This window comes from Roseococcus sp. SDR, assembly GCF_019083995.1.
In the GTDB taxonomy this organism is placed as follows: Bacteria; Pseudomonadota; Alphaproteobacteria; order Acetobacterales; family Acetobacteraceae; genus Roseococcus.
In genome coordinates, this window is the sequence record NZ_JAHRCU010000012.1 from 140612 (window position 1) to 155512 (window position 14901).

At 69.5% G+C, this 14901-nt stretch carries 14 protein-coding genes; 9 read left to right on the forward strand and 5 right to left on the reverse strand.

Annotation, left to right across the window (positions count from 1 at the left end; all coding sequences use genetic code 11):
- Positions 1–208 precede the first annotated feature (208 nt).
- The 4 genes from accC to KTR66_RS14980 all read left to right on the forward strand — a co-directional run bounded on the left by accC (position 209) and on the right by KTR66_RS14980 (position 3783).
- The gene (gene accC, locus KTR66_RS14965) at positions 209–1549 is read left to right on the forward strand and encodes an acetyl-CoA carboxylase biotin carboxylase subunit (RefSeq protein WP_213613763.1); all 1341 of its coding nucleotides are present in this window, start codon (positions 209–211) and stop codon (positions 1547–1549) included.
- Between the two features lie 59 nt (positions 1550–1608).
- Complete coding sequence (locus KTR66_RS14970; protein ID WP_213613765.1) at positions 1609–2574, forward strand: tripartite tricarboxylate transporter substrate binding protein; 966 nt, start codon at positions 1609–1611, stop codon at positions 2572–2574.
- A 43-nt stretch (positions 2575–2617) separates the two neighbouring features.
- Positions 2618–3262, forward strand: a complete 645-nt coding sequence (locus tag KTR66_RS14975; RefSeq protein ID WP_213613767.1) for a TetR family transcriptional regulator — start codon at positions 2618–2620, stop codon at positions 3260–3262.
- A gap of 101 nt (positions 3263–3363) precedes the next feature.
- On the forward strand, positions 3364–3783 hold the full coding sequence (locus KTR66_RS14980) for a phasin family protein (protein WP_213613769.1): 420 nt from the start codon (positions 3364–3366) through the stop codon (positions 3781–3783).
- A gap of 36 nt (positions 3784–3819) precedes the next feature.
- On the opposite strand, the gene KTR66_RS14985 is transcribed toward KTR66_RS14980, so the two are convergent.
- The 5 genes from KTR66_RS14985 to KTR66_RS15005 form a co-directional block, all read right to left on the reverse strand.
- Positions 3820–4986 carry a M20 aminoacylase family protein gene (locus KTR66_RS14985; protein WP_213613771.1) on the reverse strand — a complete coding sequence of 389 codons (1167 nt, stop codon included), beginning with the start codon at positions 4984–4986 and terminating at the stop codon, positions 3820–3822.
- 7 nt (positions 4987–4993) lie between these two features.
- Positions 4994–5197, reverse strand: a complete 204-nt coding sequence (locus tag KTR66_RS14990; RefSeq protein WP_213613773.1) for a DUF2783 domain-containing protein — start codon at positions 5195–5197, stop codon at positions 4994–4996.
- Positions 5194–6804 (reverse strand): FAD-dependent oxidoreductase, encoded by a 1611-nt coding sequence (locus tag KTR66_RS14995; protein WP_213613775.1) that lies wholly within the window; start codon positions 6802–6804, stop codon positions 5194–5196. Before KTR66_RS14995 ends, KTR66_RS14990 begins: the two co-directional genes overlap by 4 nt.
- 1 nt (position 6805) lies before the next feature.
- Positions 6806–7780, reverse strand: coding sequence for an MBL fold metallo-hydrolase (locus KTR66_RS15000; protein ID WP_213613776.1), 975 nt, complete (start codon positions 7778–7780; stop codon positions 6806–6808).
- Positions 7781–7849: 69 nt separating this feature from the next.
- Positions 7850–8206 (reverse strand): hypothetical protein, encoded by a 357-nt coding sequence (locus KTR66_RS15005; protein WP_249732147.1) that lies wholly within the window; start codon positions 8204–8206, stop codon positions 7850–7852.
- A 52-nt stretch (positions 8207–8258) separates the two neighbouring features.
- On the opposite strand from KTR66_RS15005, the gene KTR66_RS15010 reads away from it, so the two are divergent.
- From KTR66_RS15010 to KTR66_RS15030, 5 genes are all read left to right on the forward strand, one after another.
- Complete coding sequence (locus tag KTR66_RS15010; RefSeq protein ID WP_213613780.1) at positions 8259–9197, forward strand: metalloregulator ArsR/SmtB family transcription factor; 939 nt, start codon at positions 8259–8261, stop codon at positions 9195–9197.
- 17 nt (positions 9198–9214) lie between these two features.
- Positions 9215–12712, forward strand: a complete 3498-nt coding sequence (gene metH, locus KTR66_RS15015; protein ID WP_213613782.1) for a methionine synthase — start codon at positions 9215–9217, stop codon at positions 12710–12712.
- A gap of 2 nt (positions 12713–12714) precedes the next feature.
- Positions 12715–13638: a hypothetical protein gene (locus tag KTR66_RS15020; protein ID WP_213613784.1), complete on the forward strand. Its 924-nt coding sequence runs from the start codon at positions 12715–12717 to the stop codon at positions 13636–13638.
- A 101-nt stretch (positions 13639–13739) separates the two neighbouring features.
- Complete coding sequence (locus tag KTR66_RS15025; protein WP_213613786.1) at positions 13740–14627, forward strand: cation diffusion facilitator family transporter; 888 nt, start codon at positions 13740–13742, stop codon at positions 14625–14627.
- Positions 14624–14901 (forward strand): hypothetical protein (locus tag KTR66_RS15030; RefSeq protein ID WP_213613788.1); only part of this gene is annotated, 278 nt, incomplete at its 3' end. The genes KTR66_RS15025 and KTR66_RS15030, both read left to right, overlap by 4 nt.

A 14901-nucleotide genomic window follows, 5' to 3' on the forward strand; every position in this document is an offset into this window, starting at 1 on the left:
GGCGCCGCCCAACCGGATGCTTGGCCCAGCGCGCCCATCGCGCGGCGAAGCCAAGCCGGCGGAGCCGGCGCCCGGCGCCTGAGGGCGTTTGAAGAATCATCCGGCCGCAAAGCGGCCGGCGCCGCCCAACCGACTTCACGGCCTGGCACGACCATGGCGCGGCGAAGGCAAGCGCGCGGAGCGCGCGCCCGCCGTTTGAGGGCATAAAATGTTAAAAAAAATTCTGATCGCCAATCGCGGCGAAATCGCGCTGCGCGTGCACCGCGCCTGCCAGGAGATGGGCATCCGCACCGTCGCCGTGCACAGCACCGCCGATGCCTCGGCCATGCATGTGCGCCTGGCCGATGAGAGCGTCTGCATCGGCCCGCCCCTGGCGCGGGACAGCTACCTGAACGTCGCGGCCATCCTTTCGGCCGCGGCCATCACCGGCGCGGATGCGATCCACCCCGGCTATGGCTTCCTCTCCGAGAATGCGCGCTTCGCCGAGATGGTGGAGGCGCATGGCCTCACCTTCATCGGCCCGACCGCCGATCACATCCACATGATGGGCGACAAGATCGCGGCCAAGGACGCGATGCGGAAGCTCAACGTGCCGCTCGTGCCCGGCTCGCCCGGCGCGCTGGAGAGCTTCGAGGAAGCGCGCGAGATCGCCGAGCGGATCAAGTATCCCGTGCTGATCAAGGCGGCGGCGGGCGGTGGCGGGCGCGGCATGAAGGTGGCGCGCTCGGCGGAGGAGCTGGAGGAGGCCTGGCAGGTCGCCCGCACCGAGGCCAAGGCCGCCTTCGGCAATGACGCGGTCTATATGGAGAAATATCTCGACCGGCCGCGCCATATCGAGCTGCAGATCCTGGCCGACACCCACGGCAATGTCGTGCATTTCGGCGAGCGCGACTGCTCGCTCCAGCGCCGCCACCAGAAGCTGGTGGAGGAGGCGGGTTCGCCCGCGCTGACCGCCGCCGAGCGCAATGCGCTGGGCGCGCAGGTGACGGCGGGGCTGCGCCAGCTCGGCTACCGCAATGCCGGCACGCTCGAGTTCCTGTATCAGGACGGCCAATTCGCCTTCATCGAGATGAACACCCGCCTCCAGGTGGAGCATCCGGTGACGGAGATGGTCTGCGGCGTGGACCTCGTCCGGGAGCAGATCCGCATCGCGGCCGGCGAGAAGCTCGGCTACGGCCAGGAGGATGTGCAGTTCAACGGCCACGCCATCGAATGCCGCGTGACGGCCGAGGATCCCGAGAGCTTCGCGCCCTCGCCCGGCCGGGTGAACACCTATCACGCGCCGGGCGGCCTCGGCGTGCGCGTGGATAGCGCGCTCTACTCCGGCTACGCGGTGCCGCCGCATTACGACAGCCTGGTGGCGAAGCTCATCGTGCATGCGCCCTCGCGCCCGCAGGCCATCGCGCGCATGCAGCGCGCACTGGATGAGATGGTGGTGGATGGCATCAAGACGACGCTGCCGCTGCACCGGCGGATCATGGCCGATGCCGAGTTCCAGTCGGGCGACTACACGATCCATTGGCTGGAGCGTTTCGTCGCGCGCGGATAGCGCCTTCGCTTGCATGGCGGCCTGATCCCGGTGACGCTCCGGGGGCACAGGAGGCCCCCATGCAAGCACTCTCCCGCCGCGCCGCGCTGATCGGCGCGGGTGTCCTGGCCACGCCGGCGCTGGCCCAGGCGCCCTGGCCCGACCGCCCCATCCGCTGGATCGTGAATTTCCCGCCGGGGGGTGCCGCGGACACGCTCTCGCGCATCCTCGCCCCGGTGGTGAGCGCGCGGCTCGGCCAGCCGGTGGTGGTGGAGAACCGGCCGGGCGCGGGGGGCGCCTTGGGCGCGGATCTCGTCGCCAAGGCGCCGGGCGACCGCTTCCTGGTGATGATCTCCTCCGCCGCCTCGCACGGCATCGGGCCGGTGCTCTATCGCAACCCGCCCTATGACGCGCTGCGCGATTTTTCCAACATCCGGCTGATCGGCACCTTCCCCTCGGTGCTGGCGGTGAACCTCGATTTCCCCGCGCGCAATCTCGCGGAATTCCTGGCGGTGGCGCGGCAGCGGCCGGTCTCCTACGGCTCCGGCGGAAATGGCACCCTGAACCACCTGATCGGGCAATTGCTGGCGCGCGCGGCGGGGGTGGACCTCACGCATGTGCCCTATCGCGGCTCGGCCCCCGCGCTGACGGATACGATCAGCGGCCAGATCCCCGCCATCATGGAAAGCCTGCCCATCGCCCTGCCGCATCTGCGCGGCGGGCGGCTCAGGGCACTCGCCACCAGCGAGCAGACGCGCCCCGCCTCGCTGCCCGATGTGCCCAGCTTCGCCGAACAGGGCTTCCCCCAGGTGGTGGCGAGCAACTGGTTCGGCTTCTCGGCGCCTGCCGGCCTGCCGCCCGAGATCATCGCCCGCTGGGATGCCGAGATCGCCCATGCCCTGGCCGACCCCGCGGTGGTGGAGCGCTTCACGCCCATCGGCGTGCGGCCGGGCGCGGAGGGGCCGGCCGGCTATACCGCGCTGATCCGCAGCGAGCTGGAGCGCTGGCGGGCGGTGATCGCCGCGGGGAACATCACGCCCGACTGACGGGCGACTTGCGCGCGGCCGCCCGCGGGCCAATCTTGCGGGCATGAGCAATCCCGTCCCCGACCACGCCGCGATCCTCAGCGCCTTCTGGCGCGTCCTGGCCGGCAGCGGCTGGCATGGGCTGACGCTGCGCGCCGTCGCGGCCGAGGCCGGGCTGCCGCTTGCCGAGCTGCGCCGCCATTTCGCGACGCCGCTGCACATCCTCACCGCGCATCAGCGCGCCGTGGATGCGGCGGTGCTGGAGGGCACGGTGGATGACCTGGGCAGCACCCCGCGCGACCGCCTCTTTGACGTGCTGATGCGCCGCCTCGATGCGCTCCAGCCCGACCGCGCCGGCGTGGTGCGCCTGCTGCGGGACCTGCCGCGCGCGCCGCTGCTGGCGCTGTGGTTCGCGCCGCGCAACGCCGCCTCCATGGCCTGGATGCTGGAAGCCGCCGGGCTCGACGCGGCGGGCCCGAAAGGCCTGCTGCGGGTGCAGGGGCTGGTCGGCGTCTGGCTCGCGGCGCTGCGCGCCTGGGAAAAGGATGAGAGCGAGGACCTCTCGGCCACCATGGCCGCCCTCGACCGCGCGCTGGACCAGGCCGACCGCGTGGCGCGCTGGTTCGGCATGGCGCCCCGCGAGGCGGGGGTCGAGGCCGAGCCTGAGCTTGAGGCCGCGCCCGACGAATCGCCCGACGAAGTCATTTGACCGCTCAGGCGTCCGGCGGTTACGACTCGGAAAGGCGGTTCCCGGCCGGAACAATGGATCGCTGGGGTCCGTTGGGTGGCAGGGACGCGGAGACTCACGCCATGACGAACAGCTTCAATCCCGAAGAGATGATGCGCGCCTTCACCTCGATGAAGATGCCCGGCCTGCCCGATTTCCAGGCCTTTGCCGACGCGCAGAAGCGCAACCTCGAGGCGCTGACCACCGCCAACAAGCTCGCCATGGAAGGCGCCCAGGCCGTGGGCCGCCGCAACATGGAGATCATCCAGCAGGTGATGGCCGAGATGACGCAGGCCCTGCAGAACCTGAGCGCCGTCGAGGGCTCGCCCAATGCCAAGGCCGCGCATCAGGCCGAGATGATGAAGGCCGCCTATGAGCGCGCGGTGGCGAACATGCAGGAAATCGCCGAGCTCATCCAGAAGTCGAATGGCGAGGCCGTGGGCGTGCTGAACCGCCGCTTCGCCGAGGCGCTGGAAGAGGTGAAGAGCCTGGTGAAGAGCTGATCCGGGCCGTCCCTTGGGCCTTCCGCCGGGGCGGGTCTATTCGACCCGCTTCAGCTTCGCTTCGACGACCGCCGCCAGGACGCCCGCGCCATGCGGGATGGCGGCATCGTTGAAATCGAAGCGCGGATTGTGCACCTCGGCGCTGTCGCCATTGCCGGTGACGATATAGGCGCCGGGGCATTTTTCCAGCATGTAGGCGAAATCCTCGCCGCCCATGACGGCGGGGAATTCGCGCTTCACATGCCCCTCGCCCACCAGGGACGCGGCGGCATCGCCGAGGGCGACGGCTTCCATCGCGTCATTCACCAAGGGCGTCGTGATCACGCGGAAATCCAGCACGGCGGAGCCGCCGAGCCCCGCGGCCACGCCCTCGCTGATGGCGCGCATCCGGTCCTCGACCAGCTTCATGATCTCGTTGCTGAAGGCGCGCACCGTGCCGCCGAGGCGCACCTCGTTGGGGATCACGTTATAGGCGTTGCCGGCATCGAAGCGCGTGATGCTGAGCACCGCGCGCTCAGCGGCGGGCACATTGCGCGCGACCACGGATTGCAGCGCCTGGACGATGGCGGCGCCCATCACCACAGGATCGTTCGTCGTCTCCGGCCGCGCGCCATGGCCGCCCTTGCCGGTGACATGGATGTCGTAGAAGGCGACGCCCGCCATCATCGGGCCGGGGCGGATGCCGTAATGGCCCACCGGCATGCCCGGGCGGTTATGCAGGCCGAAGACCGCGTCGCAGGGGAAGCGCTCGAAGAGCCCATCCTCCAGCATGGCGAGAGCGCCGCCCGCGCCTTCCTCGCCCGGCTGGAAGATCAGATGCACCGTGCCGTCGAAGCGCTTCGTCGTCTGCAGGTATTTCGCGGCGGCGAGCAGCATGGTGGTGTGCCCGTCATGCCCGCAGGCATGCATCTTGCCGGGGATGGTGCTGGCATGGGCGAAACCATTCGCCTCGCTCATCGCCAGCGCGTCCATATCCGCGCGCAGGCCGATCCGCCCCTGCCCATTGCCGTTCCGGATCACGCCCACCACGCCGGTGACGCCCACGCCGCGATGCACCTCGATGCCCATTTCCGTGAGTTTGGCGGCCACGAGATCGGCGGTGCGATGCTCCTCCAGCCCCAGCTCGGGATGGGCGTGAATGTCGCGGCGGATGGCGGTGAACTCATCCTGCCACTGGGCGATGGTTTCGGTGGGATTGCTCATGGCCGCATTATTCCTCCGGCTTGCCGCCCTGGGCAATCGCCAGCGCCTGGCGCAGCACCGTCATGTCACCGATATGGTTTGCCAGCAGCAGGATGAGCTTGGCGTCGAGCTTGCGCGACGCCGCGTCATCGAGTGCGCGATGTGCCTCCATCAGGGCCGCATAGAATTCATCCGGTTCCGCCAGGCGCGGCGCAGTACGGAGCTGTGTCATCGTCCCAAGGGTCCATGTCCGAGTGCCTTGTCGCGCGCGGCGAGGATGGGCGCCGGCGCCGCCGTGGTGAAGCGCGCCGCCACATGCTGGTCGGGCCGAAGCAGCACGCATTCGCCGGGTGAGAGGCCATAGCGCGCGGCGGCCAGGCCCGAATGATCGAGCAGCGTGCCTGGGCGCGGCGTGTCGGTGAGCACGAGCGTGGTGATGCCGGGCAGCGGCACGGGCGTCACCTCCCGCGCGAGCAGGGTGAAGCCGCCATCCGCGCCGATGTGCCGCAGCAGCCAGTCCCGCCTTTCGCCGCGCATCACGGGCGCATCGGGCGCCGGCGTGCCGGGGGGCGCGAGGCCGGGCATCTCATCCGGGCCGTTCAGCGGGCTGTTCCACAAGGTCGAAGGGCGGGAGAGCCGGCCGGAATTCACCAAAGGCCGCGCCAGCGGCCAATCCTCGGCCAGTTCCAGCACGGCATCGCGCCAGGCGCGCGCGGCGGCGTTCTTCGGCGTGATGAAATCGGTGCTGCGGGTGGAGTTCAGGATGTTCTCATCCGCCGCCGGAATGCGCTCGGCGTCGTAGCTGTCCAGCAGCGCCTCGCCCGCCTCGCCGCGCAGCACGGCGGCGAGTTTCCAGCAGAGATTGTCGGCATCCTGCACGCCGCCATTGCCGCCGCGCGCGCCGAAGGGGCTCACCTGATGCGCGGCATCGCCCAGGAAGAAGACGCGACCATGGCGGAAGCGCTCCATCCGGCGGCAGCGGAAGGTGTAGACGCTGACCCATTCGAGGTCGAAGGGCACATCCGGGCCCAGCATCGCCTTCACCCGCTGGCGAACCCGCTCGGGATCCTTTTCGCGCTCGGGATCTGCATCCCAGCCGAGCTGGAAATCAATCCGCCAGACATCGTCCGGCTGCTTGTGCAGCAGCACCGACTGGCCCGGGTGGAAGGGCGGGTCGAACCAGAACCAGCGCTCCGTCGGGAAGGGCGCGGTCATCACCACATCGGCGATGAGGAAGCGGTCACGAAACACCTGCCCGGTGAAGGCGAGGCCCAGCGTCTCGCGGATCAGGCTGCGCGCGCCATCGGCGGCCAGCAGCCAGTCGGCGTGAAGGCTGTATGAGCCGGCGGGCGTCTCGACGGAAAGCCTTGCGCCATCCGCGTGATTCTCCACGCCCGTCACGCGGGATTTCCAGCGCAGATCCACCAGGCCGGTCGCCTCGCAGGCCTCCACCAGCCATTGCTCGGCGTAATACTGCTGCAGGTTCACGAAGGCCGGGAATTCATGGCCATCCTCCGGCAGCAGGTTGAAGCTGTAGGCCTCGCGCGACTGGAAGAAGACGCGGCCCTGGTTCCAGGTGATGCCCTTGGCGAGGAAACGATCGCCGAGCCCGAGGCGGGCGAAGATCTCCAGCGTGCGCTTGGCGAAGCAGATGGCGCGGCTGCCGAAGCTCACCGTGTCATCCTCGTCCAGCACCACCACGCGCTGCCCGCGCCGCGCGAGGTCCAGCGCCGCGGTCAGCCCGACGAGACCAGCGCCCACGATGACGAGCGGCGCATGCTCCTCACCCCCCGGATGCGGGCGGAAGGCGTAGCGCGGCTGGGTATAGGTGGTCGGCAAGTCAGTGCGCTTCGGCGGGCTTCATGGGCGTCGCACCCTCGACGGCGCGCCACATCTCGAGGTCGCGCTCGGCCGTCCAGATGCGCGGGTGGGTGATGCCGGACGCCTCGTCGAAGGCGCGGCTCACGTTGAAGGGCATGCAGTGTTCGAAGATCACCCAATGCCCGTATTTCGGCCGCATCACGCCCATCGCCTCACCGTAGAGCTGCGTCAGGTTCCAGCCCTTGGCCACGGCCTTCTGCGCCAGGCCGAAGAGGTCGCTCGTGAAGCTCTCCGTCTCGTGCAGCGCCTGGGCCACATCGGCCTTGGTCAGCAGCGCCGCACCCCGGCCGGGGACCAGCTTCTCCGGCCCCAATTCGCGGATGGCGGCGATGGTGGCGGGCCAGTCGGCGAAATGCGCATCACCGCAATAGGGGGTCGCGCCGAATTCCACCGTGTCACCGGCGAAGAGGACGCGCTCCTTCGGCATCCAGACCACCGTATCGCCCGCCGTGTGGCTGCGGCCGATATGGATGATCCGCGCCTCGCGCTCGCCGAGCCAGAGCGACATTTTCTTGTGGAAGGAATGCGTGGGCCAGGTCAGGCCCGGGATGCTCTCCCGCCCGCGGAAGAGGCGCGGGAAGCGGCCGATCTCGCTGTCCATGTCCTGCGCGCCGCGCTCCACGATGAGGTCCCGCGTCGCGTCGGAGCAGATGATGGCATGCGCCGGATAGCCGGAGGCGCCCAGGACGCGCACCGCATGGTAATGCGAGAGCACCACCTGCTTCACCGGCAGGGGTGTGACGGTCGCGATCCGCGCCTGCACATCGGCCGCCATGATGGGCGTGGCCTGCGCATCCACCACCACCACGCCATCGGGGCCCACGATGACGCCGGAATTGGGGTCGCCCTCGGCGGTATAGGCATAGAGGCCGGGGCCGAGCTCGTCGAAGGAGACGTGCTTCTCGGCCAGGTCCTGGGTGGAGGCGAAGCTCATGGAATGGCGGCCCTTCTCGCTTTGGCGTTGGGCCGCACTATAACCCCATTCCCGGTGCTGTCCCGCCCCTCAGGCCAGGCGAAAACGCGCGGCGGCCAGCGAATCCTCGGTGAGCGCCGCGCGCACGGCCTCACCCGCGCCCTCCTCGTCGAGCACGAGGACGCGGTCGAACCAGCGGGCCTGGCCGCGCACCCGGGCCTGGAACAGCCGGTCCAGCGCCTGGGCGGCGGGGCTGCGGCCCTGGCAGCAGGCGCAGGCCACCGCGTGTGCGGTGACCCCCGCCTCGAAGGTGACGGCGCAGGCCGCGCCCTCGGGCATGGGGCCGGGCGGGGCGAGCGTCACCACGGCCGCCGGCTTGCCGGCCGCGAGCGCCGCCGCCAGTGCGCCGGGCTCCGGAAGGATGGAAACAGGGATGCGGGCGTCCAAAGACCAAGCCATAGGGTAGACATAAGGATATCTTTATGCCATTTGCAAGCCCATGGACGCCCTCCTCTCCCAGCTGCGCGCGACGGCCGAGCCCACACGGCTCCGGCTGCTGGCGCTCTGCGCCCGCGGCGCCTTCTGCGTGACGGAGCTTTGCGCCGTGCTGGGCCAGTCCCAGCCGCGCCTCTCCCGCCACCTGAAGCTGCTGACCGAGGCCGGGCTGCTGGAGCGCCTGCCCGAGGGCTCCAACGTCTATTTCCAGGTGCCCGCCCAGGCCGAGCTGGTCCGCGTCATCCTCGCCCGCCTGCCGGAGGAGGAGCCGGTGCTCCAGGCCGATCGCCGCCAGGCCGCGCGCATCGCCGCCGAGCGCGCCCGCGCCGCCTCCGACGCCTTCCAGCGCGAGGGGATGGATTGGGACGAGCTGCGCGCGCTCGACCTCGACGCCGCCGCGATCGAGGCCGCGCTGCTGAGCGCGCTGCCTGAGCGGATCGAGGCGCTGCTCGACATCGGCACCGGCACGGGCCGCCTGCTGGAGGTGCTCGCACCCCGCACCCGCCGCGCGCTGGGCGTGGACGCCAGCCGCGAGATGCTGGCCCTCGCCCGCGCCCGCCTCTCCGAGCGCGGCCTGGCGGAATCCTGCACCGTGCGCCAGGCCGACATGTACCGCCTGCCGCTGGCCGACCGCAGCTTCGATGCCGTCACGCTCCAGATGGTGCTGCACTACGCCGAGGACCCGGCCGCCGCGCTGGCCGAGGCGGCGCGCGTGCTGCGCCCGGGCGGCATCCTGCTGCTGGCGGACCTCGCCCCGCACGGCTCGGCCGATGTGCTGACCCGCTTCGCGCATCGCTGGCCCGGCTTCGATGATTCCGAACTCGCCGGCTGGCTCGGCCAGGCCGGTTGCGCCCTCGCGGCGCGGGCCGACATCCCGGGTCGCCTCCCCGTTCGCGTCTGGCGCGCTGAAAAGCTGCCCGCCGACGCCCTCTCTCACGCCTGACCTGAAGAGTAATACCCATGGCCTCTCGCCCGCACCTCCTCGATGCCCTGCGCGACCGCGTCCTGCTCTGTGATGGCGGCATGGGCAGCCGCGTCCAGGCGCTGACGCTCGATATCGTCAAGGACTTCTGGGACAAGGAGAACTGCACGGAGGTGCTGAGCCTCTCCCGCCCCGAACTGATCCGCGAGATCCATCGCGGCTATTACGAGGCCGGCGCCGACATGGTGCTGACCAACACCTTCGGCGGCAGCCCGATCACGCTGGAGGAATTCGAGCTCGGCTCCCGCGCCTTCGAGATCAACAAGCTCGGCGTGGAATTGGCGCGCGAGGCGGCGGAGAGCTTCGCCGATGGCCGCCACCGCTGGGTGGTGGGCGATATCGGCCCGGGCACCAAGCTGCCGAGCCTCGGCCATGTCACCTATGACGCGCTGGAGGAGGCGCTGACCGAGCAGTGCCTCGGCCTCATCGCCGGCGGCTGCGACGCCATCCTGACCGAGACCAACCAGGACACGCTCTACATCAAGGCCGCGGTCAACGCCGCGAAGATCGCCAAGGCGAAGACCAAGAGCGACATCCCCATCTTCGTGCAGGTGACGGTGGAAACCACGGGCACGCTGCTGGTCGGCCCCGACATCGCCGCCGCCGCCGCCGTCGTCCATTCGCTGGATATCCCGCTCCTCGGCCTGAACTGCGCCTCCGGCCCGCAGGAGATGGCGGAACATCTGCGCTGGCTGTCGCAAAACTGGCCTGGCCTGCTCAGCGTGCAGCCCAATGCCGGCCTGCCGGAGCTGGTGGATGGCAAGACGCATTACCCGCTGGGTGCGGAGGAAATGGCGGTCTGGATGGAGCGCTTCGTGGTCGAGGATGGCTTCAACCTGATCGGTGGCTGCTGCGGCACCTCCACGCCGCATATCGCCGCACAGGACGCCATGCTGCGCCGCCTGGGCGGCGACAAGCACCGGCCCGCGCCGGTGCCTCGCCGCTATCACTGGGTGCCGAGCGTGGCTTCGCTCTACTCGGCCGTCGCGCTGCGGCAGGAGAATTCCTATTTCTCCATCGGCGAGCGCTGCAACGCGAACGGCTCCAAGGCCTGGCGCACCGCGCAGGAAGCCAATGACTGGGACAGCTGCCTCGCCATCGGGCGCGAGCAGGTGGCGGAAGGCTCCAACAGCCTCGATGTCTGCACCGCCTTCGTCGGCCGCGACGAAATGCGCGAGATGAGCGAGGTGATCACGCGCTTCACCGCCAGCGTGAACAGCCCGCTCGTCATCGACAGCACCGAGACGAACGTCATCGAGGCCTCGCTGAAGCTGCATGGCGGCAAGGCCATCATCAACTCGATCAATTTCGAGGAAGGCGAGGGCGCGGCGCATGACCGCATGAAGCTCGCCAAGAAGTTCGGCGCCGCCGTCATCGCGCTCACCATTGATGAAGTCGGCATGGCGAAGACGGCGGAGGACAAGCTGCGCATCGCCGAGCGCCTGGTGGATTTCGCCTGCAACACATACGGCCTGCCGCAGTCGGATCTGATGATCGATCCGCTGACCTTCACCATCGCCACCGGCAATGAGGATGACCGCAAGCTCGGCGTCTGGACGCTCGACGGCATCCGGATGATCCGCGAGAAATTCCCGGACATCCAGATCATCCTCGGCCTCTCCAACATCTCCTTCGGCCTCAATCCGGCCGCGCGCCATGTGCTGAACAGCGTCTTCCTGGATCACGCCGTGCGCGCGGGCATGACGGGCGCCATCGTCCACGTCTCCAAGATCAAGCCGCTGCACAAGATCCCGGCCGAGGAGGTGAAGGTCATGGAGGACCTCATCTACGACCGCCGCGAGGAAGGCTATGACCCGCTGCAGAAGGTGCTGGAGATGTTCTCCGGCCGGAAGGCCGCCGATAACGTCGCGAAGGTCAAGGCCGCGACGGTGCAGGGCCGCCTGAAGGACCGCATCGTGGATGGCGATCGCAAGGGCCTGGATGACGAGCTCGCCGCCGCCATGGCCGAGGGCATGAAGCCGCTCGACATCATCAACGACGTGCTGCTGGACGGCATGAAGGTGGTGGGTGACCTCTTCGGCGCCGGCAAGATGCAGCTCCCCTTCGTGCTGCAGAGCGCGGAGACGATGAAGGCCGCCGTCGCCTATCTCGAGCCCTTCATGGAGCGCGTGGAAGGCCAGGAGAAGGGCACCATCGTGCTCGGCACCGTGCGCGGCGACGTGCACGACATCGGCAAGAACCTGGTGGACATCATCCTCACCAACAATGGCTACAAGGTCGTCAACCTCGGCATCAAGGTGCCGCTGAACGACATCGTCGCCGCGGCCCGCGAGCACAAGGCCAATGCCATCGGCATGTCCGGCCTCCTGGTGAAATCCACCGTCGTGATGCGCGAGAATCTGGAGGAGATGTCCCGCATGGGCATCGATATCCCGGTGCTGCTGGGCGGCGCCGCGCTCACGCGCAACTATGTCGAGGAGGACTGCGTCCAGGCCTATGCCTGCGGCAAGGTGGTCTATGCGCGCGACGCCTTCGATGGCCTGCACCTGATGGACAAGGTGATGGGCAATGATTTCGAGGGCTATCTCGGCGCCATCCAGGCCAAGCGCGCCGGCAAGTCGCGCAATGAGAAGCGCGTGCTGGGCCAGGCTGATCCGCGCGGCTTCGCGCCGGTGGACGTGGCCTATGCGCAGCAGCGGCGCCGGCGCGAGACGGCGAACCTGCCCGCGCCCGTGCCGCCCTTCTGGGGTTCCAAGGTGATCGAGACCGACCCCAAGGCGCTGGTGCCTTTCATCAACGAGCGCAGCCTCTACCAGTTCCAGTGGGGCTTCCGGAAAGCGGGTCGTTCGCTGGAAGACTTCCTCGGCTGGGCAAAGCAGGAGCTGCGCCCCGTGCTCAAGCGCATGCTCGCGCTGACCGAGGAACAAAAAATCCTCAAGCCGCAATCCATCTACGGCTACTGGAAATGCGCGGGCCAGGGGAACGACCTGATCCTCTTCGCCGAGGACGGCACGACCGAGGTCGCGCGCTTCAACATGCCGCGCCAGCCCAAGGAGGATGGCGACTGCATCGCGGACTTCGTGCGCGACGTGGATGACGCGGAACGCGATGTGATCGGCCTGCAGGTCGTCACCGTGGGCCAGAAGGCCTCCGACATGGCGCGCGAGTGGTTCGAGGACAACCGCTACCAGGATTACCTCTACCTGCACGGCCTCTCGGTCGAGATGGCGGAGGCGCTGGCGGAAGTCACCCACAAGCGCATCCGCGCGGAACTCGGCTTCGCCGGCGAGGATGACCGCGACATCGAGAAGATGCTGAGCCAGGGCTATCGCGGCGGCCGCTACAGCTTCGGCTACCCGGCCTGCCCGAAGCTGGAGGACCAGGCGCCGCTGCTGGAACTGCTGGATGCGAAGCGCATCGGCGTGGACATCAGCGATGAATGGCAGCTGCATCCGGAGCAGAGCACCAGCGCCATCGTGCTGCACCACCCGCGCGCCAAGTACTTCACGGTGTGAGCGTGCGGGCCGCGCTCCTCCTCGCCTCGGCCCTGCTGCTCGCGGGTTGTGGCCTGGGCGAGCGGCGCGTCACCGATATCGGCGACACCTTCTGCGCGAACCGGCTGCGCACCGCGGTGGCGCATCTGCCTCCGCCTGCACCGGGCCAGGCCGAGCGGCTGCTGGCCGCCGGCTTCAGCGCCGAGGCGATCGAGACGGCGGAGGCCATCGGTGTGCTGGACCGCATGCAGGTGCTGATCGAGGCCGAGCGCCGGCCCGGCAATGGCGTGCCCGTCATCCTGGCGCGCCAGGGCGTGACGGATCGCGTTCTGTTGGCGCTGCTCGACGTGCAGGCGACGCTGGCCACCATCGACTGCGAGGGCGAGCGCGCGGATCAGCTGCGCGGCCAGCTCCAGCGCAACGAGGCGCGACGCGCGCGCAACCTGGGCCTCGCCGGCATCCTCATCGGCGCCAGCACGGCGGCCCTGACCGGTGGGCTCTCGCTTGCGGGCTCCACCGCGGCGGGCGACACGGTGGGCATCATCGGCGGCTCGACCGAGGCGGCGGTGGCCAGCATGCTGCTCTTCGGCGGCGGCGACGGCCTCTTGCGCACGCGCGCCAACCTGCTGGCCGAGATCCATCGCCAGCCCGCACAATCCGACCTCTTCCCGCCCACCGTCTGGCGCTACCTCACCCGGCGGGACGCCCCGGGCGAGGCGAATATCGCGGAGGAGATCGTGGCGGAGTGGCGCGCGGCGGGCCTGCTGGAAGGCGCGGGCGAGGAGGATCCCCTGTTCCAGCCCGAGGCGCGCCTGTCCATCGAGCAGTTGGAGCGCCGCGACGCCATGCTGGACCTGACCGAGGCGCGTATCGCGCTGATGAGCCGGGACCTCCGGCAATTGCTGGAGGAGGTCACCCGCCGCCCCACCCCGCTCCGCGCCCGCTGAGGGACCAGGATTCCGGTGGGCTTCCATGCGAGCCAGGATGCTTCGCGCCCCCGTGCGAATGGGCTAGACGAGTGGCTTCCGCCGCTGCGAAGAGGTAGAGCTTGACCCGCGCCGTTTCCCTCGCGGCCGGCAGTGTTGCCGTGGCCCTTGCCGTGCTGGCGATGAAGCTGGTTGCCTGGTGGCTGACCGGCAGCGTGGCGCTGTTCGCCGATGCGCTGGAGAGCGTGGTGAACGTGGCCGCCGCCGCCGCCGCGCTGGTGGCGGTGCATTACGCCGCCCAGCCAGCGGATGCGAACCACCCCTACGGCCATGACAAGGCGGAGTATTTCTCGGCCGTGCTGGAAGGCGCGCTGATCCTCGTCGCGGCCTTCATCATCCTGCACGAATGCTGGCAGGTCTGGCAGGCGCCGCGCGAGCCGGAGCTGAGCCTGATCGCCTTCGGCGTGGCGCTGACCGCCACCGCGGTGAACGGCGCGTGGTGCGCGGTGCTGTTCAAGCAGGGCAAGCGCCTGCGCTCGCCTGCGCTGCTGGCCGATGCGCGGCATCTTCTGGCCGACGTCGTCACCTCCATCGGCGTGCTGCTGGGCGTGGCGCTGGCCTTGGCTTCCGGCCTGCTCTGGCTCGACCCGCTGCTGGCGGCGTTGACGGCCGTGAACATCCTGTTCAGCGGCGCGCGGCTGGTGCGCGAAAGCGTCGGCGGGCTGATGGATGAGGCGGTCTCGCCCCAGATGCTGGCCCGCATCCGCGCCACCGTGGCCGCTGAGGCCGAGGGCGCGATCGAGGCGCATGACATCCGCTCCCGCCAGGCGGGTCGCTCCACCTTCATCGAGTTCCACCTCGTGGTGCCGGGCGACATGCGCGTGGTCGAGGCGCATGCCATCTGCGACCGGGTGGAGGCGGCACTCAAGGCCGAGCTGGGCAGCGCCATCATCACCATCCATGTGGAGCCGGACACCAAGGCGAAGCACAGCGGGGTGCTCGTCCTGTGATTCCGGGCGGACGCTGGGCGCCGCCTGAGCGCGGCGGGAACATCTCCGCGGCCGCGCTTCTTTCGCTGCTGCTGCATGGCGCGGCGCTGGCCGGGCTGATCGGCCTGTTCAACCGCGAACCCCGGACCGAGCCGGAGCCCGAGCGCGGCGTCGAGATCGTCTGGGATCAGGAGGCCTCCGAGGCGGTGAGCGAGGCCGAGGCGCCGGTGCCCCCCGGCGCGCCGCCGGAACCCGTGGCGCCGCCGGTCGCCGAGGCGCCCCCGCCCGCGCCGCC